This is a genomic window from Devosia sp. 2618 (genome assembly GCF_040546815.1).
Lineage (GTDB): Bacteria > Pseudomonadota > Alphaproteobacteria > Rhizobiales > Devosiaceae > Devosia.
In genome coordinates this window covers 2540234-2563525 of the sequence record NZ_JBEPOO010000001.1, presented here as the reverse complement: position 1 = coordinate 2563525, position 23292 = coordinate 2540234, and the positions used below count along the sequence as shown (strand labels likewise).

Below are 23292 nucleotides of genomic sequence, written 5' to 3'. Positions count from 1 at the left end.
TTTGAGCAGGGTCTTTGCAACGACGGTCTTGGGAGAGGCTACGCCTGGCTGGTTTAGGAAGGGTTCAGATGGACGTGCGGGCGAGCTCGCGCCAGCCGATGTCTCGGCGGCAAAAACCTTCTGGCCAAATAATCTGGTCCACCGCTGCGTAAGCACGCTCCTGCGCCTCTTTGAGATCCTTGCCGAGAGCCGTAACGTTTAGAACGCGACCACCGGCAGCAAGTAAACGTTCACCATCGCGCCGCGTTCCGGCATGGAACACCACAATCGTGTCGCTGTCGATGTTTTCGGCACCCCGGATTTCGCTGCCCTTGCCATAGCTGCCGGGATAGCCCTCGGTGGCCATGATCACGGTCAGCGCATACTGGTCTTTCCAGCGCACATCGTGCCCCGCCAGCGTGCCGGTTGCCGTCGCATGCAGCAGCGGCAGCAGGTCGCTTTCCATCCGCATCACCAGCACCTGTGTTTCCGGATCGCCGAACCGCGCATTGTATTCGACCAGCTTCGGACCATCGGCGGTCAGCATCAGCCCGGCATAGAGCACGCCCTGATATGGCGTCCCGCGTGCCGCGAGCCCCCGCACCGTCGGCCAGATCACGCGCTCCAGAGTGTCCTCGTAAACCGCGCGCGACATCACAGGGGCAGGGGAATAGGCGCCCATGCCACCCGTATTGGGGCCGGTATCGCCGTCAAAAGCGCGTTTGTGGTCCTGCGCCGTGGTCAGCGGCAGAATGTCGGTGCCGTCGCAGAGCACGAAGAGGCTTACCTCCTCGCCCTCCATGAATTCTTCGATCACCACTTCCGCGCCGGACTCGCCAAAAGCCCCGGCAAAGCAATCAACGATCGCCGCTTCCGCTTCCTCTACGGTCATCGCGACGGTCACGCCCTTGCCCGCCGCCAGCCCATCGGCCTTGATGACGATGGGTGCGCCCTGCATGTAGAGATAGGCGAGCGCCGCCGCCTCGTTGTCGAACCGGCCATAGGCGGCGGTGGGAATATCCATCTCGTCGCACAGCGCCTTGGTAAAGCCCTTCGAGCCTTCCAGCTGACCGGCGGCCTTGCTCGGGCAAAAGCAGGTAATCCCCGCCGCGCGCACATCGTCGCCCAGCCCGGCAACCACCTGTGCATCGGGCCCCACGACCACAAAATCAATCGCCATCAGCTTGCAGAAATCAACCACGGCCTTGTGGTCGGTAATGTCGATCACGACGTTTTCGGCCACCGCGCCGGTGCCACCGTTGCCGGGGGCGATGAACAGTTTGGTCAGCAGCGGCGACTGCGCAATCTTCCACGCCAGCGCATGTTCGCGCCCACCCGAACCGATCACCAGAACCCGCATTTAAGCCTCCATCGCTGTTGCCTGCGTGATGCACGACCGAACGCAACGAGGCAAGCGCTTCCTTGCCGCCACACTTTTGGCTTGTTGGCTAAGCAACGGTGCGGTGGCGCAGCTTTAAGGAGTCGTCGGGAATGGATCTGTCACTGTTTGGCCTCGTGCCCATGATCTTTGGCGGCGCGCCGGTCGATTCCCCACGGGCGCTGCTCGATTCGATCTATCAGCCGCTCCAGAACGGCCAGCAGATTAATCTCGAAGAGCATTATTCCGATCATCTGCAGTCGCTGGTGGTCAACAATCTCCAGCTCAACGTCGTCGACCGCTCCGGCGCCCGCATCGATCCCGGCGCGCCCGGCATTGTCGATTTCAACCCGTTCCTGAACGGCACCGATGCCAAAATCGACAACCTCGCCGTCACCGAACCGGTCATTCAGGGCGATGTCGCCGTGGCCCTCGTCAGCTTCGTTGCCGAAGGCCAGCCCACCGTTTTGTCCGTCTCGATGATCAACGACGGCGCCTGGAAAATCGAAGACGTCGCCTCGGTCGGCGCCGGCGAAAAGTGGCTCTACTCCTGGCTCCTCCAGTTCGACCCTTACAATCAGCAATAGTCCGCCGATAGCTGGTTGCCGAATAGTCCACCGTCATTGCCCGGCTTGTCCGGGCAATCCACTCCCAAAGCGACGTGCAAAAATGGATCACCCGGACAAGCCGGGTGATGACGTCGTTCAAAGATAAGGCCGAGGGTCGCCCCAGCTTACATCTCGGCCTCTCTGAAAATCCGCGTCAGATCGCCATTCCACTCGCCGTGGAATTTCTCCAGCCAACGCTCGGCCGGCGACTTGGCCTGCCGGATGGTTTCTTCCAGCGGCGCGAGATGGATGGTCTCATCCTTGCCCTGCTCGTTGCGGCGGTCACGCCGCACCAGACCCGCCTCGGCAATACCCACAGCCTGCGCCGCGATGTCGTACAGGTTGGTGCGGTCATAAGGCGTATTCAGCCCCAGACGCGGCACTTCGCGGCGCATATGCTCGCGGTCGTCCTTGCTCCACGGCTCGATCAGCTCATAGGCCGCTTCGAGCGACACTTCGTCATAAAGCAGCCCGGTCCAGAACGCCGATAGCGCCACGACCGACTTTTCGTCGCCCATATCGGCGCCGCGCATTTCAAGGAACTGCTTGAGCCGCACCTCGGGGAAAATCGTCGACAGGTGGTCTTCCCAGTCCTTGATCGTCGGCTTTTCGCCCGGAAGCTGCGGCAACTCGCCTTTGAGGAAGGCCCGGAAGCTTTCCCCGGCGCAGTTCACATACTCGTCATTGCGGATGACGAAATACATCGGCACATCAAGCGCATAATCGGCATATTGCTCGAACCCGAAGCCCTCGTCGAAGGCGAAGGGCAACATGCCGGTACGGGCATTGTCGGTATTGAGCCAGATATGGCTGCGATAGCTCAGATAACCGCTGTCGCGGCCTTCCGAAAACGGCGAATTGGCAAACAAGGCTGTCGCGACCGGCTGCAAAGCTACCGCCACGCGCAGCTTCTTGACCATGTCGGCTTCACTCGAAAAATCGAGATTGGCCTGCACGGTGCAGCTGCGGAACATCATCGATGTGCCGAGCGTGCCGACCTTTTCCATATAGGGCGCCATGATGCCATAGCGCGACTTGGGCATGGAGGGGATCTGATCGACCGACCAGATCGGCGTCACGCCAAGGCCCAGGAAATGAATATCGAGCGGCGCCGCGACCTTTTTTGCCACCCGCATATGCTCTGCCAACTCGGACGCGGTGCCATGCAGGTCGTCCTGCGGCGAGCCGGACAGCTCGAACTGCCCACCGGGCTCAAGCGAAATGCCCCCGGCCACTTCGTCATTGCGCAGGCCGATCGGGTTTTCGCCGTCATAAAACGGGTGCCAGCCCGTTTCCTTTTCGATGCCGTCGAGCAGCGCGCGCACGCCGTTTGGACCCTCATAGGTCACGGGCCGCAGCGGATTGGTGTGGAACACATGCTTTTCGTGCTCGGTGCCGATGCGCCATTCGCTTTGCGGTTTTGATCCGCGCGACATCGCCTCGATCAGGTCTGCCCGCGATTCAATCAGGGGCGAATAGGAGTCGGCACCAGCCATAGGCAGTCCTCTGGAATTGAGGTGTTCAATGTTGGCCGGAACATAACGTTGCACAAGCCGAAAGCAATCGGCTTTTATCGCCAATCGCCGATGGTCGCTTGAATAACCGCTAGCGCGGCCACGGCCGCCGTGTCTGCGCGCAGGATACGCGGGCCCAGGCTGATCGGCACAACATAGGGCAGGGCGCGCAATTTCGCCCGCTCCTCATCGGAAAATCCGCCCTCAGGCCCGATCAAGATACCAACCTTCTGCCCCCGAAGCGCGGTCAGCGCCTCGATCGGCGAAGATGCCGCTTCCCCCTCATCGGCCAGCACCAGTTTACGGTCCGCCGGCCAGGAATCGATCAGCCGTTCCAGCGTCATTTCCTGTTCCACCACCGGAACAGTAAGCACTTCGCACTGCTCGGCCGCCTCTGTCGCATTAGCCACCAGCTTCTCATGCTTGAGCCGGCTGACCTGCGTAAATTTCGTCAGCACCGGCTGGATTGTGCCCGCGCCCATCTCGACCGCTTTCTGGATCACATAATCCAGCCGCTCGGTCTTGAGCGGTGCAAAACCATACCAAAGCTCCGACCGTGGCGTCTGCGCCGCGATCCTCTCGACAATATCGAGCCCCACCGATTTCTTGGAATCACTAACCAGGCGACACAGCCACGCGCCATCCCGCCCGTTAAACAGCACCACCTCATCGCCCACCTGCTTGCGCAGCACCGCCGCCAGATAAAGCGACTGATCCTTGCCCAGCGTGAGTTGGGTGCCCCCAGCAAGATCATGGTCGACATAAAGACGGGGCAGTGCAGCGTGGGTGCGGGGCATGGGGCAAGTCTTGCAGAGTGGTAAAGGCGCAGTTAGGACTGAAGCGGTGTCGGGGGCAAGTCGCCCTCAACAAACTGGTGCCACGCCCTCGTGGTTCGAGGGTCGCTGAGCTCCCGCCTCACCATGAGGACTACTGGTCTTAAGTGCCAAAAGTAGCCTTCATGGTGAGGTGCGAGTTCTTCACGAGCCTCGAACCATCCTGAGCTTATCGAAGGAGGGCGTGGCACCCAAGCTGGCAGGCCAACAATGACCGAAAACACACCCAATCCAGGCACCGTCGCCGACGCCCAGTCCGGCAATTGGGTGGATCGCCTCGCGCCCGATTGGCTCAAACCCTATGCGCGCCTTGCCCGTTGGGACCGTCCAATCGGCTTTTGGCTGCTCTACTGGCCCTGCGTCTGGAGTCTCGGCCTCGCCGCCATCGCGCAACCTGAGGTGGGTTTCAGCTGGTGGGCGGCAATTTTGATGCTGGCCGGAGCGATCCTGATGCGCGGCGCCGGCTGCACTTTTAACGACATCGTCGACCGCGACATCGACAATAAGGTCGCGCGCACCCGCTCGCGCCCGATTCCATCCGGTCAGGTCACCGCCCGCGAAGCGCTCTATTTCATGATTGCCCAGGCGCTGCTCGCCTCGGTCATCCTGTTCCAGTTTAACCGCTTCACCGTCTGGGCCTGCGTGGCCTCGCTCGTTCTGGTGGCGATTTACCCGTTCATGAAGCGCATCACCTGGTGGCCGCAGGCCTTTCTCGGCCTCGCCTTTTCCTATGGCGCGCTGGTCGGCTGGAGCTCGCAGACCGGCAGTCTCAACTGGGCGCCGATCCTGCTTTACGCCGGAACAATCCTCTGGGTCATTGGCTATGATACACTCTACGCCTTGCAGGATATCGAAGACGATGCCCTGATCGGGGTAAAATCCACCGCTCGCCTGTTCGGCGATTATGTCCGCCCGGTCGTTGCCGTGCTTTACGTCGCCGCGTTTCTGCTCTGGACCTCGGCGGTCCTGCTGATTGGCGGCGGTATTGTCTTTGCCGCCCTGTCCTTGGTCGCTGCCGGCCTGCTCGCCTGGCAGGTCTGGACCATCGATCCGACCCAGCCGGAAAACCCCAAGAACCGCTTTTACAGCAACCACTATGTGGGCATCGCCCTGTCGCTGGCGTTTCTGGCCGATTGGGTCTGGTAAAACGCTAACGTTTTAACCGCCAGTTCGGCCATCGCGTCACACTCAATGCTAACAGTGTGTCAGCCAATTCCCCTAAAAACGCCAAAAGGGTCGACCGCACCACCGGTCAACCCTTTTTGACGTGCTTTGGAGGCGCGGTAGAACTTATGCGTCGGCCTGACCTGGCTTGCGACGGTTGAGGAAACGGGGGCGGCGATTGGCTTCGGCAACCAGCTTGCGGCGCGAAGTCGTATCACCAACCATGACGCCATCGACGTGCTGGCTGTAAGGCATGTAAGCGCCGTCGCCGGCCTTGATAAACAGCGGCAAACGAAGCTTTTTGCCCCAGTTCTGCCACTCGGCGACAACGTTGTGATTGCCCGCTTCTTCGAACACCTGATAGTTCAGCTCGTTATCCGAATGCACCAGCTCGATGGCGCTTGTCAGCACGCCGTCTTCGGAGATGCGGGTCGCCACGGCGACGCCGATAAATTCGGTAACGGGAACCTTGACCTTGATGGCCACGCCGCTCTGTTCGAGCATGCGCCGCACTGTCACGGTCTTAACGGGGTCCTTGGGGCCATTGTCGTTAGCAGCCACAAAGCGGCGGTCTGCCAACTGCGGGCGACCGAATGCGAGAACGACCGAAGTCCCTTCCATCGCGACACCATGAACCATCTGAATTAGCCTTCCTGTCAACTTCGAGAGCTGCTTTTTCTGCGCTCTCTTTATGAGGCCAACATAGCGCGTCGAATTACCTGCCCCCTTAATCCGTTCGGTTAAGTTTATCTTGTTTTCGGAGAGGGTTAGCGGTGTATTGCACCGGGTAGGAACCGATTAACCGCGCCTGATGTGGCGGCATTAACCCTGCTGCCGCGACCTCTTCCACGCCCGATCGCCACCTTCCCTCTCCCCTCGCGTGAGAGGGTGCGCGAAGAGCCTGCTCCGGACCTGATCCGGGGGCGAGTGCGGGGGCTCTTTGGCCACTCGATCCATCCACACGATCAACTTCTCTGTAAGGCAAGGGGGCATAAGCCTCAGGCACTTGCCCAAGCGGTGCACGAGGCATAAAAGGCCCGCAATGCCTGCACCTGCCACCACTTATAGCGATGATCTCGAACTGCTCCGCTCCTCGGCGGTGGCAGCGGGTATCATCGCGAGCAGCTTTTTTCGCCGCGATGTAAAGAGCTGGACCAAGGACAATGCCTCCCCCGTGACCGAGGCCGATATCCTTGTCGACCGCTATCTGGCGTCCTCCCTGCTCCATGCCCGCCCCGATTATGGCTGGCTCAGCGAAGAAACGGCCGACAATCCGAGCCGTCTGAATTGTGAACGCGTCTTTGTCGTTGATCCCATCGACGGCACGCGCGGCTTCCTGCGCGGTGAAGATAGCTGGACCGTCTCTCTGGCGGTGGTTGAAAACGGCGTGCCGGTCGCCGGCGTCGTTTATGCCCCTGTGCGCGATGAGATGTATGATGCGGTCAAAGGGGAGGGCGCTCGTCTTAACGGCAAACCGCTTCGTCGCAGCCGCCGGGCCGGAGCCTTGCCACTTATCCCCGCACCGGGCGCGGTGCATCAGGAAATGCAGGCCGCCGGTCTCGATTATACCCGGGGTCCCGCTTATCCCTCATTGGCCTATCGGCTGGTGCAGGTCGCCACCGGCAAGCTCGATGCAGCTGTCGCCCGCCGTGGCAGCCAGGATTGGGATATCGCCGCCGCCGCGCTCATACTTGAGGAATGTGACATTGGCTTCGCCGATGTCTGCACCGGGTTCCCCATTTTTAACAAACGAGATGTGCGCCACGGAGCGCTTGCCGCACTCAGCGACATGAGCCTAAAACCGCTCGTCCACGCCGCGTTGATCAAGGTCTATGGATGTCCTTCGATCGAAGCAGCCGACGCCGACCCGTCCATTCCTTCACAAACGGATCTGACCGATGGCCACTGAAGACCCCACCAAGCAGCTGCTGCATCTCGTAATCGGCGGCGAATTGTCGAGCCTTGAAGGCATTACCTTTGCCGATCTCGACAAGGTCGATATCGTTGGCCTCTATCCCAATTATGCAGCAGCCTACACAGTGTGGAAGCAAAAGGCCCAGATGACGGTCGATAGCGCCCAGACCCGCTACTTCATCGTCCACCTGCACCGCCTGCTGGAACCAGAATCCCACAAGCCCTAAGACTTCTTCACCTCTCCCTCTGGGGTAGAGAGCCTGCCCTCGGGCTAGACCCGAGGGTCGGCGCGCAGCGCCGGGTGAGGGGGCCTTCTCTAAAAGAAGTAGCCCTCATGGTGAGGTGCGAGTTCTTCACGAGCCTCGAACCACGAGGGCGTGCCCCAGCCCTCACCCCACCAGCGCCTCAATAATCGCCTGCATTGCACCCGGCCCGCCAATGCGCTGCCGCCCGATAGTGGCCAACCGCCGCCGCTCCTCGTCATCGCTCAGCAGCTTGCGCAGAGCGCCGCCAATCGATGCCGCATCCGGCGTCACCACAGTCCGCGCCTCGCCAAACAGCATCTGCTCATCGGTAAACCGCGACCGACGATCGCGCGGATTGGCAAACGTAATCACAGGCTTACCCAGCCCCAGCGCCTGCACGGTCGCCGTTCCCGCCTGCGACAGCACCACATCCGCCGCCGATAGAAGATTGCCTAGCGCCGTGCCCCGCGCCATGTGAATGGTCAGATCGCCATCCGACAACTCGCCCAGATCATGTGATTCTACGCTGAGGATCGTCGTCCGCTTCAGCCCGGTTTTCTTGGCCAGCTCATCGACATTGATATTGCCCGCAACCGCCAGAAACACGTCTGGCCGCAACTCAGCCGGCAGCGTCCGCAGCCCCGCCACCTGCAACTCAAAACTCTCCGCCGTCAGCGCGCGGCTACCCGGCAACAGCGTCAGCGCCAGCGGCCGCGTCCGCCGCGACCGCGCATCGTAATCCCCATGCGGAATGGCATCCATCATGACATTACCGGCTGAGCGGGCATCGACGCCCAGATGCACCAGCGACCGCGCCAGATTGTCGGCCCGACAGAACACCGTCTTGCACGCCTGCTTGATCACCCAGCGTTCGGACGCCGAATAAAGCCGCGCCGCACCGGTCTTGTAGACGTCGAGATAGGTGATGTCGCGGTGGCCGGTGAGGTAGCCCGCGATGACGCCAACCATGTCGCCAACCACCACCACGCGGTCATATTTCCCCACCATCTTGCGCAGGAAGCGAAACGCCGGCGGCACGGTGCGCAGCCCGCCAGTCGTGATGTCGCGGCGCAGCGATCCCTTGACGTTGCGCCAGCCTTCAGACGCCAGCGTGGCGCGCGGCCCGACAATAGGGCACACGCCGGTATAGGCATTGCCCGCCCCAATCATGGGATAGGCTTCAACGGATATGGACTTGGGCAGGCGGGCCACAACGGCTGCCGCGATGGCATCCTCGCCGTGTCCATTGGAAATGAAGAGATAACGGCGATGGCCCGACGCTTCGGCCACCACCATCAGACTCCGCGGCCGAAACGCTCGAATGCCGTGTGCGCCGCAACGGCGTCCGCATAGGGCTCCTGCCGCTCAACGCTCCAATAGAACAGCTCATCGAGCGGTATCGGCTTCTGCGTAATCACGCAGCGCACGAAGGTGCCCGGTTTCAGCACGACATAGTCGCCATCCATATACCGGATGACCGCCTCAGTCGGCGCAAATGCTTTGTCGAAGATATTCATCTCGATATTCCTTCAACCCTATTTCCGATATAGCGAGCAAATTCCGAGATCAAAAGAGGCTTTCCTGACTATCGCTATCAGGTAAGGCCTTCGGCTTCTTTTTAATGGGTGGACTGCCCGCAATCGTCGCGCCAACTGCGCCATCGGCAAACTCGATGGCAACGGCATCGCCGGGTGCCAGCCCCGCCCGCTCATGCACCAGATTGCCCTCGGCATCCTTGATGACGGCATAGCCGCGCGCCAGAACGCTTTTATAGCTGAGCGAAACCAACAACTTGCTCGATTGCGTCAGCGCCGCCTTCCGCTCGCCCAGGCTGAGCGTAATGCCCGACAACAGCCGCGCATTGAGCGGCCCCAACTGGCTTTGCGCGTGACGCAGTTCAGTGCGCAGGGCGTTTGGCGATAGCTTTTGCGCCAGCGCGTCAAACTGCGCCCGCTTGCGCTCCACCAGCCGTCCAGCGCTCGCCGCCAGCCGTTCCGCCCGTGGATCATGCGTCAGCCGCGCCCGATCCACCGTCTTGCGCAGCCCTGCATCGGCCCGCATCGAGAGGTTCCGCACACGCTCGCCAAACTCGGCCTGCCGCCGTGCCAGCGTCTGCGGTCCAAGCCGGGGCTCGATCCGTGAAAACCGCACCCGGTGGTCCTGCACCGAGTGCCGCAAGCCCGCAAACAGGTTGCTGGCGGCATGATCAAGCCGCTGCCGTTGCGTCGACACCAGGTCGCCCGGTCGCGGCAATCCCGCACTCGCCGCGCGCAACCGATCCCGCGCGCTCACCGCCAAGCGTCGCGCCGCCTGCCGCTGGCGACTGCCAAGGTCATCGACATAGCCGATCAACTCGGCCCGAACAGGTACTGCCGCTTCGGCCGCCGCCGTCGGCGTCGGCGCGCGCATATCGGAGGCATAGTCGATCAGCGTCGTATCCGTCTCGTGTCCGACGGCCGAAATCACCGGAATGCCGCTGGCCGCCACGGCGCGCACCACGGCTTCCTCGTTGAACCCCCAGAGGTCTTCGATAGAGCCGCCACCACGCGCCACGATCAGAATATCGGGACGCGGGATCGGCCCGTCCGGCATCAAAGCGTTGAACCCCTCGATGGCGTTGACCACTTCGGGCGCGCAGGTATCGCCCTGCACGCGCACCGGCCACACCAGCACATGGCTCGGGAAACGATCATCGAGCCGATGCAAAATATCTCGGATCACCGCACCGGTTGGCGAAGTTATTACCCCGATGACGCGCGGCAGATAGGGCAGGGCGCGCTTGCGCTCGCGGGCAAACAGCCCCTCCGCCAAGAGCTTCTTGCGACGCTCCTCAAGCAGCGCCATCAAGGCGCCAGCGCCGGCCGGCTCTATATTGTCGATAACGATCTGGTATTTCGACGAGCGCGGGAAGGTGGTCAGGCGACCAGTCGCGATCACCTCCAGCCCTTCCTCGGGCTTGAAGGTCAGCTTGGCGAAATTGCCCTTCCAGACAACCGCATCAATCGAGGCGTTTTCGTCCTTGAGCGTGAAATAGGCGTGGCCCGAAGAGTGTTGTCCCCGATAGCCCGATATTTCGCCGCGCACGCGCACATGGCCAAACTCATCCTCGACGGTGCGTTTGACCGCCTGCGCGATCTCGCTGACGGAATATTCTGCGGCATTGCTAAGGACGTCTGACATGCCCTTTGGTGCGATATTGATGCACCAAGGTCAAGCGTCCGATACGTCACGCCCGCGTGGTTTGAGGGGCGTGCATCAGACTACTCCGCCGCTTCCGCATGGCGGGGTGAATCAAGGTTGCCCATCGACTGCACGATATGGTTGGCCAGAGCATCATAAATGCCGCCATAGGCATGGCTGGCGCGCATCAGCGCGATCTGCGCATCGCCAAGCCGCGGCAGCCCGATTTCCTCGTTCACCACCCGCATGCCGGGCTGCAACGCACTCTCCGGCAGGAAGCCCACGGCCAAGTCCGACAGCACCGCGCTCGAAATCGCCGTCGCGTTCGAGGACGTATACGCGATCCGATAGTCCCGACCGCTGCGGTCCAACGCTTCCATCGCATCCTTGCGCCAGATGCAATATTTTGGACCGCAGGCAATCGCCACCGGGTCGCTAGCCAGTGCCCGCCCGCCATGGCTCGCCACCCAGAACATCTTCTCGGTGCGGAACAGTTCGCCGAAATTCTGTTCGGTGCCCTGCGTAAAGACGATAAGGTCATGCCGCCCGGCTTTCATGCCCTCCAGCAAATGCTCCGACGCCATGCAGGCCACATCTACGGCGATTTTGGGATGGGTGCGCTGGAAGCTGGAAAGAATAACGGGCAGCAGACGCACCGCATAATCGTCCGGCACGCCAAAGCGAATGGAGCCCGCCAGGTCGCCATCGGAGAAATGATCGAGGATCTCAGCGTTGGTCCGCAGCATTTTGCGCGCCCGCACATAAAGCGCCTCGCCATGCAGCGTCAGCGCCACGCTACGGCCATCGCGGGTGAGGAGCGACTGGCCCAGCCGTTCCTCAAGCCGTTTGATCTGCATCGAAACGGCAGACTGCGTCTTGTTCACGCGACGCGCGGCTTCGGTGAAGCTGCCGCAATCGGCAATCGCACAGAAACTTTGCAGCTGATCCAGATCGAGCGGCGACGCCATCACAGTCTCCATCACTCAAATTGATAGAATGGATGAAATCTATTTGTTAGACGAATGGATGTCCAGTGCGCTATCCCAGCACCATCGCTGCCATACCGCGCGCGAACCTCGCCGGCTCCCTCGGCAAAACAACATTTTCGGAGACTATCATGGCTATCTCGCTTCCCGGCGAGCGGTCACTTGCGGCCGCCACGCCCGCTCATCCACTTGCCGCGTTCACGCGCTGGATTGCACAGGCAAATGCTGCTCGTACCCGTCGTGTAGCCCTGAAAGCCCTGCTTGATCTCGATCAGGATCGCCTTGCCGACCTCGGCATTTCGCGTGCTGATGTGGCGCTGGCCATCCAGACCCCGCATCGCGGCGCGACCACCCTCAACGCGGCCCGGGCCCGTAACGCGCACTCCTGATCTGCAGTGACCTCAGTTTGCGCTGGCCGATAGGCTTGGCGCCACCTTGTTGGTACGGACACTTTTACGAGCGCTCGTGCCATCCTTCGGGCCGGTTTTGCCGCCGGTCCCGTTTCCTGATGACTTGCCGGACTGGTGCTTTGCACTTGTCCGGCTTTTTTGTCAGTGCTGTGTGAACTTGACGCCGATTTCATCGGCCGTGCGCCAGGCGACGGCGCAATCAAACTTGCGCCCGTCATCCATCACCAATTGAAAACTGTCGGGAATGCCGACCACGCTCGCCAGTTTAAGGCGAGCGCCGGTCTCGGACAGATTCTTGATCATGCATTGAAAGGTGGAGAAGCCGTCATTGATGGCGATGCGCCCGCCTTTAAGCGTGCGGTGTCGCGGTTCGACGCGGTGGTCATCGGTCATGCACTACTCCTTATCAGGGGAGTTGGTCGAAACCATCCTTGAAACCATCAAGTGACACCGGGATGCCGATGCCTTCTTCAGGCGTCTTGAATACGACAAAAATCGCATTGGTTCCAGTCGACAGCGTTTCGATCAGGCTATCGTCCAGCACAACCTCTGCCACGCAGCCGTTTGGCAGGCAGCGGACGAAGGCCACGCGGCCCATATCCTTGCCGTCGACGTTAAGGCCAAGCCCGTTTGGCAGCAGCACGCCGAGCGGCGCCAGCACGCGCAGCAGGCGCGCTTCGCGGTCGGCCGTGCGCAACACAATAACAGAGAGGCCCACATTGGGCTGATCTTCGGCCATCACGTTCTGAATGATGGCGCATTGCTCAGCGCTTGCGCCGGGCGGGGTATCGCAGCTCATCTGCCAGTCGCCATACTGCGCGCGAACGACGCCTTGGCCGAAGCTGGGGGCGCTAACAGCCGCCGCAGCGATGAAAGCAAGACCGAGACCAGCCACGCTGCGCTTCACAATCGACATCACTCTATCAATTCTCCTGATCGAATCGCGCGGCAACGCGAGCCGTTTCTTGTTTCCGACAGGCCGCTGTTCAAGTCAACCAAGGCCCGGATTTGCTGGGGATATGGCGGCAAAACTGCGGCGAGGGTGAGGCGGGTGGCGCCGTTGGCGGGCACAATATGACGCAGTAGCACACAGCTTTGCCGCAATGGACTTGGCGAGTGTGATGTGATTTAGGTCGCAGATGAGTTTTGCGCTCCGAGGTTGAGTCGGGGCGGCGTTCGCTATGCCGCTGTTTTTGCCCCTCAATCCCGGTGTGGATGCACCAATTGATGACTACAGGGGGTTTGTGTGACCGGGCAGTTCTTGAGAAAGATGGGGGCGATTTCGGCGGCCGCAATGGCGCTGGCTCCTGCTCTGGCTTCGGCGCAGGACGAATTTGGCGGGGCTTCCCCCGGTCATCCCGTTGCTGGCCAATATCATTTGCAACCATCGGTAACGCCGATCATGGACTCCATTGTGGCGTTCCATGATGGTATTCTGATGTGGACCATCACGTTTATCGTGGTTCTGGTTCTCGTTCTGCTGATGTGGATCGTTTATCGCTACAATGCGAAGCGGAACCCTGTTCCTGCTGGTTTCACCCACAATACGATGGTTGAAATTGTCTGGACGGTTCTGCCAATCGTCATGCTGATCATTATCGCCATTCCGTCGTTTGGCGTTCTGAGCGATCAGCTGACAACGCCTGATGGCGAGCGCAAGTATCTTGGCTCGAACATCTTCTCGTTCGGCGAGCTCGAAGTGCCCGCGCCTGAGTTGACCATCAAGGCAACTGGTCAGCAGTGGTACTGGGACTATGAATATGTTGATGACGATCTGGCTCTGACCCAGATCATGCTCAACGAAGAAGATCGCACCTCCAAGAAGCCCGGCCAGCCGCGCCTTCTGGCGGTCGACAACGAGCTCGTCGTTCCAGTCGATACCACTGTGCGCGTTCAGGTTACCGCCGATCCGATGGGTGTGATCCACGCTTTCGCGGTGCCATCCTTCGGCATCAAGATCGACGCGGTTCCCGGTCGTCTCAATGAGACCTGGTTCAACTCGCGCGAAACCGGCATCTTCTACGGCCAGTGCTCCGAGCTTTGCGGCAAGGACCATGCCTTCATGCCGATCGCCGTGCGCGTCGTCACAAAAGAACAATACGCAACCTTCATAGCGGCGTTTAAAGCGGGCGATTACAATGCCGCCAACGCGACGCTTGCGGCTGTGCAGTAGTAACGGGTTAGGGGACACTAACAATGGCAAACACGGCTAACCTCGAAGCCCAGGCGACCGGACACGACCACGTTGGTCATGATCCGCATACGCCAACCGGCTGGCGTCGTTGGGTCTATTCGACCAACCACAAAGACATCGGCATCATGTATCTGATCTTCGCCATCGTGGCGGGGATCATCGGTGGCCTGCTTTCCGGCGTTATGCGCATGGAATTGCAGGAACCCGGCATTCAGATTTTCCACGGCCTCGCAGCCATGGTTTATGGCATGGACCCTGCAGGTGGCGAGGCGCTCGACGCCGGCAAGCACATGTACAACGTGTTCACCACGGCGCACGCGCTGATCATGGTGTTCTTCGTGGTCATGCCTGCAACTATGGGCGGCTTTGCCAACTATTTCGCGCCCCTGATGATCGGTGCGCCGGATACGGCATTCCCACGTATCAACAACATCGCTTTCTGGCTGCTCCCGCCAGCATTCATCCTGCTGCTGATGAGCTTGTTCTTTGAAGGCACTGGCCCTGGTGCGCTTGGCTTCGGCGGCGGCTGGACCATCTACCCACCACTGTCGACCTCCGGTCACCCCGGTCCGGCAATGGATTTCGCGATCCTGTCGCTGCACGTGGCTGGTATCAGCTCGATCCTTGGTGCCATCAACCTGATCACCACGATCTTCAACATGCGCGCTCCCGGCATGACGCTGCACAAGATGCCGCTGTTTGCCTGGTCCGTTCTCGTGACCGCATTCCTGCTGCTGCTGGCCCTGCCAGTGCTGGCTGGCGCCATCACCATGCTGCTGACCGATCGTAACTTTGGCACGGCCTTCTTTAAGCCTGCCGAGGGCGGTGATCCAATCCTGTTCCAGCACCTGTTCTGGTTCTTCGGTCACCCTGAAGTGTACATCATGATCCTGCCGGGCTTCGGCATTGTCAGCCACATCGTGTCGACCTTCAGCCGCAAGCCGATCTTCGGTTACATGGCCATGGCCTACGCTATGGTTGCCATTGGCTTCGTTGGCTTCGTCGTGTGGGCTCACCACATGTACACCACGGGCCTCAGCCTTGACGTCCAGCGTTACTTCGTGGCCGCTACCATGGTCATTGCAGTGCCGACGGGCGTGAAGATTTTCTCGTGGATCGCCACCATGTGGGGCGGCTCCATCACCTTCAAGTCGCCAATGCTCTGGGCTATCGGCTTCATCTTCCTGTTCACCGTTGGTGGTGTGACCGGTGTGGTGCTTGCCAATGCTGGTGCTGACCGTGCCCTGCACGACACCTACTATGTGGTTGCTCACTTCCACTACGTGCTGTCGCTTGGCGCTGTGTTCTCGATCTTTGCGGGCTGGTACTACTGGTACCCAAAGATGAGCGGCTACCTGTACAACGAGTTCCTGGCCAAGCTGCACTTCTGGGTCATGTTCGTTGGCGTGAACCTGATTTTCTTCCCGCAGCATTTCCTCGGCCTTGCCGGCATGCCACGTCGCTACATCGATTACCCCGATGCCTTCGCGACCTGGAACCGCGTCTCCTCGATCGGCTACTACATCACGTTCGTAGCCATGGCGATTTTCTTCTACGCAACCTGGGAAGCGTTCAAGAAAAAGCGTCCGGCTGGCGACAGCCCATGGGGCGAAGGTGCAACGACGCTGGAATGGACCCTGTCCAGCCCACCACCGTTCCACCAGTTCTCGACGCTGCCTAAGATCGAATCGACCAACGCGCATTAATGCAAATCCGGGCCGCGTTCGCGCGGCCCGCTTCCAAACTGCAAAGGCAAGGCCAGTGGCTTTAATTGACGACAGCAGGAACCTGACCGGCGTGCCCGGCGAAGCGCGCGTCGAGGACTACCTCGCGCTGCTGAAGCCGAGTGTCATGCAGCTGGTCGTGTTCACCGCCATCGTTGGCCTTGTGGTCGCGCCCGGCGGTATCAACCCGATCATCGGCGTCATCGCCGTGGTCTGCATTGCCATCGGGGCAGGGGCCTCCGGCGCCCTCAACATGTGGTACGATAGCGATATCGACGCCATCATGAGCCGCACCCAGAACCGTCCGATCCCAGCCGGTCGCATGAGCCGCCAGGAAGCCCTGGTTTTCGGTGTCGTGCTTTCAGTATTCTCGGTGGCGCTGCTGGGCCTTGCGACCAATTGGGTCGCAGCCGGTCTGCTCGCCTTCACGATCTTCTTTTACGCCGTCGTCTATACGATGTGGCTCAAGCGCTCGACGCCGCAGAACATCGTTATCGGTGGCGCGGCCGGTGCTTTCCCACCGGTTGTCGGCTGGGCGGCTGTAACGGGCAACGTCTCGCTCGAAAGCGTCGTGCTGTTCCTGATCATCTTCCTGTGGACCCCGCCGCACTTCTGGGCGCTGGCACTCTACAAACAGTCCGACTACGGCGCTGCCGGCGTGCCGATGATGCCAAACGTGGTGGGCAATGCCTCCACCAAGGTGCAGATTTTTGTCTACTCCTTGCTGCTGGCGCTTTCGGCAATGCTGCCATCGTGGCTCGGCTTTGCCGGTTGGATTTACACCACCGTCGCCGTCGTGACCGGCCTGTCCTTCACCTATCTGGCCTGGCGTCTGCTGCGCACTCGCGAAGACGTCGCCATGCGCAAGACAGCGCGCACCCTCTTCAACTACTCGCTCAGCTACCTGTTCATCGTGTTCTTCGCGTTCCTGACGGACAACCTGCTGACCCGTTTCGGGAGCTTCATATGATGAGCGCACCACTCGACATCGCTAACGTCGAAGTCGAATCCCCAGAAATCGCAGCAGCGCGTGCCCGCGTTCGCCGTCGTCGCTCGATTGCCCTCGGCATCGCGCTCGCAATCTTTGCGATCACCTTCTACACGCTGACCATCGTCAAGATGGGCCCAGCCCTGTTTGATCGCGCGCTCTGATGGCTGATTATACCCAACCGGCTCTGAACCCAGAACTGGCACGCCGCAACAAGCGCATCGCCATCACTGGCCTCGTCATCGCTGCCAGCATGGTCGGCCTCGCTTATGCGTCCGTCCCGCTTTATCAGCTGTTCTGCCAAGTGACCGGCTTCGGCGGCACGCCCGGCAAGGCAACCGACAATCCAAAGGGCGTCATCGACCGCCAGATGACGGTTCGCTTTGACTCCAACGTCGCCAACGATCTGGCCTGGACCGTTAAGGCCGCGCCATCGGTCACCGACAAGATCGGCGCTGTCGACACGGTCAACTACATTGCGACGAACCACTCGGACAAGCCGATCACCGGCATGGCCGTGTTCAACGTCTCGCCAGAAAATGCTGGCGTCTATTTCAACAAGATCGAATGCTTCTGCTTTACCGAGCAGACACTGCAGCCCGGGGAAACCGTGGATATGCCGATCGTGTTCTTCGTCGATCCCGAGCTTGATGATAACCACGAGCTCGCAACCATCAAAGAGATTACACTCTCTTATACATTCTACGCTTCTGAGAAGGGGGAAAGCTGACCATGGCCGGCATAGCCAAAAACCACGACTACCACATGGTCGAACCGAGCCCCTGGCCATTCGTCATGTCTGCGGCCGTCCTAGTTTTCGCAATGGGCTTAATCTTCTGGATGCACCATTGGACACCATGGGTGTTCTTCATTGGCCTCGTTGGCATCCTCTACACCATGTATGCGTGGTGGAGCGATGTGATCAAGGAAGCCAATAACGGCGTCGATCACACCCCGGTCGTGCAGATGCATCACCGCTATGGCATGATGCTGTTCATCGCTTCCGAAGTGATGGTGTTCTTCGGCTTCTTCTGGGCCTATTTCGATGGCTTCTTCCGCCTAGAGGATGTCGAGCAGTATGCTCGTGTGGCGGCAACCGGCGGCCATTGGCCACCAACCGGCGTTGAACTGTTCGATCCGTTCCACCTGCCGCTGTTCAACACGCTGATCCTGCTGACTTCGGGCACCACGGTGACCTGGGCTCACCACGCTCTGCTGGAAAATGATCGCAAGGGTCTGTTTTGGGGTCTCGTCCTGACCGTTGGTCTGGGCATCCTGTTCACCGGCACCCAGATCCTTGAATACACCGAAGCTGGCTTTGCCTTCTCGGGCAACATGTACGGCGCTACCTTCTTCATGGCGACGGGCTTGCACGGCTTCCACGTCTTCATCGGTACCGTGTTCCTGGCCGTTTGCCTGCTGCGCGCTTACCGTGGTGACTTCACTCCAGAACGCCACCTCGGCTTCGAGTTTGCTGCCTGGTACTGGCACTTCGTGGACGTTGTCTGGCTGTTCCTGTTTGCCTCGATCTATATCTGGGGCAGCTGGGGCGTGGCACTCAACCACTAAGGTCCGCCCGGACGTTATTCACGGGGCGCAGCGGCAAGCTGCGCCCCGATTTATTTGGAGCCCATGTGTTGCAAAAACCGCCCATCCTGACCGGACTGCTCTGCCGCTGTCCACGGTGCGGGGAAGGGCGCCTCTTTGCCGGCTATCTCAAGATTGCGCCGAGCTGTTCAGCCTGTGGTCTCGATTTCAAGTTTGCCGATAGCGGTGATGGCCCAGCCATCTTCGTGATTTTTCTGGTGGCGCCTTTGGTCATCATTCTGGCACTGGCCGTGGGCGCGGTTTTCAACCCGCCGCCTTATGTGCACCTGATGCTCTGGATACCGGCCACCATTGTCTTTTCGCTGCTGTTGCTGCCGCCCTTCAAAGGCGTATTGGTGGCGCTGCAATACCGCCACGATGCCCATGAGGGTCACCAATGACCGAAACGCGCCGCCTCGGCCCGATCATGACCTGGACCTTTGTCGTCATGATGCTGGCGCTCGCCGTCACCTGCGTCTGGCTAGGCACCTGGCAGATGCATCGCCTTGCCGAAAAAGAAGCCCTGATCGTTGCCGTCGACCAGCGCCTGCACGCGGACCCGATTCCGGTGCCGGCAGAAACGACCTGGCCAACGCTTGATCTTGAAGCGCTCAACTTCCAGCCTGTCTCGCTGACCGGCTCGTTCCGCTACAATCAGACGGTGACGGTGTTCACCAGCCTCGGTAGCGCCAAGGGCCGCGCCTCCGGTCCCGGCTATTGGGTTGTGACGCCCTTCGTCTTGGCCGATGGCGGCACGGTCTTCGTTAATCGCGGCTTTGTGCCAGCTGATTTCCAGGAAGCCGCCGTCACCGATGGCCAGGCTGAAGACGATCAGGTCACCATTTCGGGCCTGCTGCGGCCTGGCGAAGAAGCGGGTTTCATGACGCCCGAGCCCAACACCTCGGATCGAATCGAGTGGGTACGTGATCCCGTTCGTCTTGCTGCCATGGTCGATCCAGCGCTGGGTCCCTTCGCGCCATTCTATGTCGACCTGCCAGCCGGCGCTCCCGGCGAGCTGCCGCAGGGTGGCGAGACGGTCGTCGAATTCCCCAATAACCACTTGGGTTACGCCTATACTTGGTACGGTTTTGCCATCGTGGCCGTGGTCATGCTCGGCTTCTGGTTTGCCCGTCAGCGCGCCATCGGCAAGGGCTAACCGTCAAACTTGCGGTTCCCCCCCTGTTTGACTAGGTTGCAATTATTCTAAAAGGGCCCCTCCCCAGAATGCAGTTTGTCTCTACGCGCGGCCAGGCGCCCGTGCTTGGCTTCTCTGACGCAGTTCTCGCTGGCCTGGCCTCCGACGGTGGCCTTTATGTGCCGCAAAGCTGGCCCCAGATCAGCAGTGCCGAAATCGCTGGCTTTGCCGGCAAGCCTTATGCCGACGTGGCCTATGCCATTATCAGCCGCTTCACCGGCGACGAGATCGCGCCTGCCAAGCTCAAGGCGATCATCGACGAATCCTATGCCGCGTTCCGCCGTCCATCGGTAACGCCACTCGTCGAGCTTGAGCCAAACCACTTCGTGCTGGAGCTGTTCCACGGCCCCACGCTGGCGTTCAAGGACGTCGCGATGCAGTTCCTGAGCCGCATCATGGACCACATTCTCGCCGAGCGCGGCCTCAAGGCCACCATCGTTGGCGCCACGTCAGGCGACACCGGCTCGGCGGCCATCGAAGCGTTCCGCGGCCGCGACACGACCGACATTTTCATCCTGCACCCGCAGGGCCGTACGTCGCCCGTGCAGCGCCTGCAGATGACGACAGTGCTCGACGCCAATGTTCACAACATCGCGCTCGAAGGCACGTTCGATGACTGCCAGAACATCGTCAAAGCGATGTTCAACAACCACAAGTTCCGCGACAGCGTGCGCCTCTCTGGCGTCAACTCCATCAATTGGGGCCGTATCGTTGCGCAGATTGTCTACTACTTCACGTCGGCGGTTTCGTTGGGCAGTCCGCACCGAAAGGTGAGCTTTACGGTCCCAACCGGCAATTTCGGCGATATCTTTGCCGGCTATTGCGCCAAGGCCATGGGCCTCCCGATCGACAAGCTGATTATCGCAACCAATTCCAACGATATCCTGCGCCGCACTTTCGATACAGGTCGTTACGAGATGGAAGGCGTTGCGCCTACCATCAGCCCGTCGATGGACATTCAGATCTCGTCCAACTTCGAGCGGCTGCTGTTTGAAAGCGCCGGCCGTGATGCAACGTCTGTGCTTCGTATGATGGACAGCCTCAAGCAGTCCGGCGGCTTCACCGTGCCAGACAATGCGCTGACCGCCATCCGTCGCGACTTTGCTGCCGGAACCACCGGCGAGGCCGAGACGCGCGCCACCATTTCGATGACCCATCAGGCGGCCGGCTATCTGCTCGATCCGCATACGGCAGTCGGCGTCAATGTTGCGCGCCATCAGCCCAAGTCGGCAACGCCGATGGTTATTCTGGGCACCGCCCATCCCGCCAAATTCCCGGCGGCCGTCAAGGAAGCGTCCGGCATTGAGCCGGCGCTGCCAACCTGGCTGGCCGATCTTTATGCCCGCACGGAGCGCCTGAGCGTCCTTGCCAACGACCAGGTTGCGGTCGAAGAATTCATTACAGCGCGTACGCGCGCTGGCTGACGAATCGAGGGACGGTGGTCTCTCGACCGCCGGGCCTGAGGAGGATCTTGCGTGAGCGTACAGTCGACAATCCTGGATAACGGCATGGTGGTCCTCACCGACGACATGCCGCATCTCGAAAGTGCTTCGCTTGGTGTCTGGGTCAAGGCCGGGGCGCGCAGCGAGCGCAAGGCCGAACACGGCATTTCCCATCTGCTCGAGCACATGGCCTTCAAGGGCACCACCTCGCGCAATTCTCTGCAGATCGCGGAAGCCATCGAGAACGTTGGCGGCGATCTCAATGCCGCGACTTCCATTGAGCACACCGGCTATTTCGCCCGTGTCCTCAAAGAAGACGTGGTTCTGGCCGCTGATATCCTCAGCGATATCCTGCAGAATTCGCTGTTCGACGAAGACGAGCTTACCCGCGAAAAGCAGGTGATCGTTCAGGAAATTGGCGCCGCGCGCGACAATCCGGACGATCACGTCTTCGATCTGTTCCAGCAGGCCGCGTTCCCCACCCAGCCCATCGGCCGCACCATTTTGGGCACGGTGGATTCGGTCCGTGACTTCAATCCGGACATGGTCCGCAAATATATGAACCGCAACTATGTGGGCGACCACATGGTGATGGCCGCCGCTGGCAATGTCGATCACGAAGGTCTGGTCGACGTCGCCCGCGAACGTTTTGCCGATCTCAAGCCCAACGGCGCTCCCGCGCCCCAGCGCGCCGAATATCATGGCGGGCAGGAGCGTCTGTTCTCCGATCACGAGCAGGCCCATATCGTCGTCGGCTTTGAAGGCCGCGCCTACAATGCAGATGGCTTTTACGCGGCGCAGGTTCTCGCCTCCATTCTGGGCGGCGGCATGAGCTCGCGCCTGTTCCAGGAAGTGCGCGAGAAGCGCGGCCTGTGCTATTCGGTCTATTCCTTCCACTGGGCCTTCGCCGATAGCGGCGTGTTCGGTGTTGCGGCCGCAACGGGCGAAGATGAGGTGGCAGACCTTGTCCCCGTCGTTCTCGACGAGCTCAAGCGCGCCACCGAAAGCATCACCGAAGAAGAAGTCATCCGCGTCCGCAACCAGATCAGAGCAGGCCTTTTGATGTCGCTCGAAAGCCCATCGGCCCGCGCCGGTCAGCTGGCGCGTCAGCAAATCCTCTGGGGGCGTCCGATCCCGATGCAGGAAACGGTTGAGCGCATCAATGCCATCACCGCGCAGCGTGTTCAGGATGTCGCCGAGCAGATTTTCACCAAGGGTTCGCCCACGCTGGCCGGCATAGGTCCCATCGGCAATCTCGCCGATGTGGAGGCCATCAGCGATCACTTGAAGCGCTAGGGACGCTTCCGCCATGCTCTGGCCCTGGTCATCCCCGGTTCCCCTGATCGCGTTGCGCGGTCCGCAGGTCATGCTGCGGCTGCCGATCATGGCTGATTTTGACGCATGGTACGGCCTGCGCCGGTCCAGCCGTGATTTCCTGCGCCCCTTCGAGCCGCGCTGGACCGAGGCCGACCTTGGCCGCAATGTCTTTGCTACCCGCGTCAAGCGAGCCCGCGAAGAAGCAGAAGAAGGCAGCGACTATTCGTTTTTTATCTTCCTCACCTCCGGCCGCCACGAAACGCTGGTGGGCGGCGTCACCCTGTCCAATGTGCGCCGCCGCGCGGCCCAGTTCGTCAATCTCGGCTATTGGATGGGCCAGCAGTTTGCGGGGCAGGGGCTGATGAGTGAGGCGGTCGGCGTCACACTCCCCTTCGTATTCGACACGCTCGATCTGCATCGCATTCATGCCGCTTTCCTGCCCGGCAATATTGCCTCGCGCCGCGTGCTGGAAAAGAATGGCTTCGTCGAAGAAGGTTTTGCAGAGAAATATCTGCAGATAAATGGCCGCTGGGAAGACCACGTAATGTTCGGCCTGACCAAGGAACGCTACGAACTCGGCCGCTATACCCGCCGCACTGCGTAAACTTGTTGCATTCTCGCAACACCTCGGTAA

At 60.6% G+C, this 23292-nt stretch carries 26 protein-coding genes; 16 read left to right on the top strand and 10 right to left on the bottom strand.

Annotation, left to right across the window (positions count from 1 at the left end; genetic code table 11):
- Nucleotides 1-64: 64 nt before the first annotated feature.
- Nucleotides 65-1339 carry a phosphoribosylamine--glycine ligase gene (gene purD / locus ABIE28_RS12885; protein ID WP_354063528.1) on the bottom strand — a complete coding sequence of 425 codons (1275 nt, stop codon included), beginning with the start codon at nt 1337-1339 and terminating at the stop codon, nt 65-67.
- Between the two features lie 131 nt (nt 1340-1470).
- On the opposite strand from purD, the gene ABIE28_RS12880 reads away from it, so the two are divergent.
- Nucleotides 1471-1944 carry a hypothetical protein gene (locus tag ABIE28_RS12880; protein WP_354063526.1) on the top strand — a complete coding sequence of 158 codons (474 nt, stop codon included), beginning with the start codon at nt 1471-1473 and terminating at the stop codon, nt 1942-1944.
- 146 nt (nt 1945-2090) lie between these two features.
- On the opposite strand, the gene ABIE28_RS12875 is transcribed toward ABIE28_RS12880, so the two are convergent.
- Both ABIE28_RS12875 and ABIE28_RS12870 read right to left on the bottom strand, forming a co-directional pair.
- Entirely contained in the window at nt 2091-3461 is a 1371-nt protein-coding gene (locus ABIE28_RS12875) for a glutamate--cysteine ligase (RefSeq protein WP_354063524.1), read from the bottom strand.
- Nucleotides 3462-3535: 74 nt separating this feature from the next.
- Nucleotides 3536-4276, bottom strand: coding sequence for a 16S rRNA (uracil(1498)-N(3))-methyltransferase (locus ABIE28_RS12870; protein ID WP_354063522.1), 741 nt, complete (start codon nt 4274-4276; stop codon nt 3536-3538).
- A 246-nt stretch (nt 4277-4522) separates the two neighbouring features.
- Here ABIE28_RS12870 and ubiA point away from each other — a divergent pair, with 246 nt between their 5' ends.
- A complete protein-coding gene (gene ubiA, locus ABIE28_RS12865) occupies nt 4523-5458 on the top strand; it encodes a 4-hydroxybenzoate octaprenyltransferase (protein ID WP_354063520.1) in 936 nt (311 codons plus the stop codon).
- A 144-nt stretch (nt 5459-5602) separates the two neighbouring features.
- On the opposite strand, the gene ABIE28_RS12860 is transcribed toward ubiA, so the two are convergent.
- Nucleotides 5603-6115 carry a DUF6101 family protein gene (locus ABIE28_RS12860; protein WP_354063518.1) on the bottom strand — a complete coding sequence of 171 codons (513 nt, stop codon included), beginning with the start codon at nt 6113-6115 and terminating at the stop codon, nt 5603-5605.
- Nucleotides 6116-6518: 403 nt separating this feature from the next.
- Here ABIE28_RS12860 and ABIE28_RS12855 point away from each other — a divergent pair, with 403 nt between their 5' ends.
- Nucleotides 6519-7385 carry a 3'(2'),5'-bisphosphate nucleotidase CysQ gene (locus ABIE28_RS12855; RefSeq protein WP_354063516.1) on the top strand — a complete coding sequence of 289 codons (867 nt, stop codon included), beginning with the start codon at nt 6519-6521 and terminating at the stop codon, nt 7383-7385.
- Nucleotides 7375-7617, top strand: coding sequence for a DUF4170 domain-containing protein (locus ABIE28_RS12850; protein ID WP_354063514.1), 243 nt, complete (start codon nt 7375-7377; stop codon nt 7615-7617). Before ABIE28_RS12855 ends, ABIE28_RS12850 begins: the two co-directional genes overlap by 11 nt.
- 162 nt (nt 7618-7779) lie before the next feature.
- Here ABIE28_RS12850 and ABIE28_RS12845 read toward each other — a convergent pair whose 3' ends face one another.
- From ABIE28_RS12845 to ABIE28_RS12830, 4 genes are all read right to left on the bottom strand, one after another.
- Nucleotides 7780-8925, bottom strand: a complete 1146-nt coding sequence (locus ABIE28_RS12845) for a glycosyltransferase family protein (protein WP_354063512.1) — start codon at nt 8923-8925, stop codon at nt 7780-7782.
- Nucleotides 8926-8930: 5 nt separating this feature from the next.
- Entirely contained in the window at nt 8931-9152 is a 222-nt protein-coding gene (locus ABIE28_RS12840; protein WP_354063510.1) for a DUF2093 domain-containing protein, read from the bottom strand.
- 49 nt (nt 9153-9201) lie between these two features.
- Nucleotides 9202-10815 carry an exodeoxyribonuclease VII large subunit gene (xseA, locus tag ABIE28_RS12835; RefSeq protein WP_354063508.1) on the bottom strand — a complete coding sequence of 538 codons (1614 nt, stop codon included), beginning with the start codon at nt 10813-10815 and terminating at the stop codon, nt 9202-9204.
- Nucleotides 10816-10895: 80 nt separating this feature from the next.
- On the bottom strand, nt 10896-11783 hold the full coding sequence (locus ABIE28_RS12830) for a LysR family transcriptional regulator (protein WP_354063506.1): 888 nt from the start codon (nt 11781-11783) through the stop codon (nt 10896-10898).
- Nucleotides 11784-11932: 149 nt separating this feature from the next.
- Between ABIE28_RS12830 and ABIE28_RS12825 the strand changes: the two genes are divergently transcribed.
- Nucleotides 11933-12190: a DUF1127 domain-containing protein gene (locus ABIE28_RS12825; RefSeq protein WP_354063504.1), complete on the top strand. Its 258-nt coding sequence runs from the start codon at nt 11933-11935 to the stop codon at nt 12188-12190.
- Between the two features lie 162 nt (nt 12191-12352).
- Here the strand turns inward: ABIE28_RS12825 and ABIE28_RS12820 are convergent, their stop codons facing one another.
- The gene (locus ABIE28_RS12820) at nt 12353-12604 is read right to left on the bottom strand and encodes a PilZ domain-containing protein (protein WP_354063502.1); all 252 of its coding nucleotides are present in this window, start codon (nt 12602-12604) and stop codon (nt 12353-12355) included.
- 13 nt (nt 12605-12617) lie between these two features.
- A complete protein-coding gene (locus ABIE28_RS12815; protein ID WP_354063500.1) occupies nt 12618-13127 on the bottom strand; it encodes an invasion associated locus B family protein in 510 nt (169 codons plus the stop codon).
- Nucleotides 13128-13457: 330 nt separating this feature from the next.
- On the opposite strand from ABIE28_RS12815, the gene coxB reads away from it, so the two are divergent.
- From coxB to ABIE28_RS12760, 11 genes are all read left to right on the top strand, one after another.
- Nucleotides 13458-14384 (top strand): cytochrome c oxidase subunit II, encoded by a 927-nt coding sequence (coxB, locus tag ABIE28_RS12810; protein ID WP_354063498.1) that lies wholly within the window; start codon nt 13458-13460, stop codon nt 14382-14384.
- A gap of 23 nt (nt 14385-14407) precedes the next feature.
- Complete coding sequence (gene ctaD, locus ABIE28_RS12805; RefSeq protein WP_354063497.1) at nt 14408-16111, top strand: cytochrome c oxidase subunit I; 1704 nt, start codon at nt 14408-14410, stop codon at nt 16109-16111.
- A gap of 55 nt (nt 16112-16166) precedes the next feature.
- Entirely contained in the window at nt 16167-17099 is a 933-nt protein-coding gene (locus tag ABIE28_RS12800) for a heme o synthase (RefSeq protein WP_354063495.1), read from the top strand.
- Nucleotides 17099-17281, top strand: coding sequence for a cytochrome c oxidase system small membrane protein (locus tag ABIE28_RS12795; RefSeq protein ID WP_354063493.1), 183 nt, complete (start codon nt 17099-17101; stop codon nt 17279-17281). The genes ABIE28_RS12800 and ABIE28_RS12795 overlap by 1 nt, the downstream gene beginning before the upstream one ends.
- A complete protein-coding gene (locus ABIE28_RS12790) occupies nt 17281-17847 on the top strand; it encodes a cytochrome c oxidase assembly protein (RefSeq protein WP_354063491.1) in 567 nt (188 codons plus the stop codon). Before ABIE28_RS12795 ends, ABIE28_RS12790 begins: the two co-directional genes overlap by 1 nt.
- A 2-nt stretch (nt 17848-17849) precedes the next feature.
- Nucleotides 17850-18686: a cytochrome c oxidase subunit 3 gene (locus ABIE28_RS12785; RefSeq protein ID WP_354063489.1), complete on the top strand. Its 837-nt coding sequence runs from the start codon at nt 17850-17852 to the stop codon at nt 18684-18686.
- A 68-nt stretch (nt 18687-18754) separates the two neighbouring features.
- Complete coding sequence (locus ABIE28_RS12780) at nt 18755-19105, top strand: DUF983 domain-containing protein (protein ID WP_354063487.1); 351 nt, start codon at nt 18755-18757, stop codon at nt 19103-19105.
- Complete coding sequence (locus tag ABIE28_RS12775; protein ID WP_354063485.1) at nt 19102-19860, top strand: SURF1 family protein; 759 nt, start codon at nt 19102-19104, stop codon at nt 19858-19860. Before ABIE28_RS12780 ends, ABIE28_RS12775 begins: the two co-directional genes overlap by 4 nt.
- 68 nt (nt 19861-19928) lie before the next feature.
- On the top strand, nt 19929-21323 hold the full coding sequence (gene thrC / locus ABIE28_RS12770) for a threonine synthase (RefSeq protein ID WP_354063483.1): 1395 nt from the start codon (nt 19929-19931) through the stop codon (nt 21321-21323).
- A 51-nt stretch (nt 21324-21374) separates the two neighbouring features.
- Nucleotides 21375-22637 (top strand): M16 family metallopeptidase, encoded by a 1263-nt coding sequence (locus ABIE28_RS12765; RefSeq protein ID WP_354063481.1) that lies wholly within the window; start codon nt 21375-21377, stop codon nt 22635-22637.
- 13 nt (nt 22638-22650) lie between these two features.
- On the top strand, nt 22651-23262 hold the full coding sequence (locus ABIE28_RS12760; RefSeq protein ID WP_354063479.1) for a GNAT family N-acetyltransferase: 612 nt from the start codon (nt 22651-22653) through the stop codon (nt 23260-23262).
- Nucleotides 23263-23292 lie beyond the last annotated feature (30 nt).

What these genes read in the sequence shown, in the direction of transcription:
- ABIE28_RS12830 (WP_354063506.1), bottom strand. Translation starts at nt 11,783, where the DNA reads ATGGCGTCGCCGCTCGATCTGGATCAGCTGCAAAGTTTCTGTGCGATT.
- ABIE28_RS12825 (WP_354063504.1), top strand. Translation starts at nt 11,933, where the DNA reads ATGGCTATCTCGCTTCCCGGCGAGCGGTCACTTGCGGCCGCCACGCCC.
- ABIE28_RS12875 (WP_354063524.1), bottom strand. Translation starts at nt 3,461, where the DNA reads ATGGCTGGTGCCGACTCCTATTCGCCCCTGATTGAATCGCGGGCAGAC.
- ABIE28_RS12860 (WP_354063518.1), bottom strand. Translation starts at nt 6,115, where the DNA reads ATGGTTCATGGTGTCGCGATGGAAGGGACTTCGGTCGTTCTCGCATTC.
- ABIE28_RS12850 (WP_354063514.1), top strand. Translation starts at nt 7,375, where the DNA reads ATGGCCACTGAAGACCCCACCAAGCAGCTGCTGCATCTCGTAATCGGC.
- xseA (WP_354063508.1), bottom strand. Translation starts at nt 10,815, where the DNA reads ATGTCAGACGTCCTTAGCAATGCCGCAGAATATTCCGTCAGCGAGATC.
- purD (WP_354063528.1), bottom strand. Translation starts at nt 1,339, where the DNA reads ATGCGGGTTCTGGTGATCGGTTCGGGTGGGCGCGAACATGCGCTGGCG.
- thrC (WP_354063483.1), top strand. Translation starts at nt 19,929, where the DNA reads ATGCAGTTTGTCTCTACGCGCGGCCAGGCGCCCGTGCTTGGCTTCTCT.
- ABIE28_RS12785 (WP_354063489.1), top strand. Translation starts at nt 17,850, where the DNA reads ATGGCCGGCATAGCCAAAAACCACGACTACCACATGGTCGAACCGAGC.
- ctaD (WP_354063497.1), top strand. Translation starts at nt 14,408, where the DNA reads ATGGCAAACACGGCTAACCTCGAAGCCCAGGCGACCGGACACGACCAC.
- ABIE28_RS12880 (WP_354063526.1), top strand. Translation starts at nt 1,471, where the DNA reads ATGGATCTGTCACTGTTTGGCCTCGTGCCCATGATCTTTGGCGGCGCG.
- ABIE28_RS12815 (WP_354063500.1), bottom strand. Translation starts at nt 13,127, where the DNA reads ATGTCGATTGTGAAGCGCAGCGTGGCTGGTCTCGGTCTTGCTTTCATC.
- ABIE28_RS12870 (WP_354063522.1), bottom strand. Translation starts at nt 4,276, where the DNA reads ATGCCCCGCACCCACGCTGCACTGCCCCGTCTTTATGTCGACCATGAT.
- ABIE28_RS12790 (WP_354063491.1), top strand. Translation starts at nt 17,281, where the DNA reads ATGGCTGATTATACCCAACCGGCTCTGAACCCAGAACTGGCACGCCGC.
- ubiA (WP_354063520.1), top strand. Translation starts at nt 4,523, where the DNA reads ATGACCGAAAACACACCCAATCCAGGCACCGTCGCCGACGCCCAGTCC.
- ABIE28_RS12820 (WP_354063502.1), bottom strand. Translation starts at nt 12,604, where the DNA reads ATGACCGATGACCACCGCGTCGAACCGCGACACCGCACGCTTAAAGGC.
- ABIE28_RS12795 (WP_354063493.1), top strand. Translation starts at nt 17,099, where the DNA reads ATGAGCGCACCACTCGACATCGCTAACGTCGAAGTCGAATCCCCAGAA.
- ABIE28_RS12840 (WP_354063510.1), bottom strand. Translation starts at nt 9,152, where the DNA reads ATGAATATCTTCGACAAAGCATTTGCGCCGACTGAGGCGGTCATCCGG.
- ABIE28_RS12760 (WP_354063479.1), top strand. Translation starts at nt 22,651, where the DNA reads ATGCTCTGGCCCTGGTCATCCCCGGTTCCCCTGATCGCGTTGCGCGGT.
- ABIE28_RS12775 (WP_354063485.1), top strand. Translation starts at nt 19,102, where the DNA reads ATGACCGAAACGCGCCGCCTCGGCCCGATCATGACCTGGACCTTTGTC.
- ABIE28_RS12855 (WP_354063516.1), top strand. Translation starts at nt 6,519, where the DNA reads ATGCCTGCACCTGCCACCACTTATAGCGATGATCTCGAACTGCTCCGC.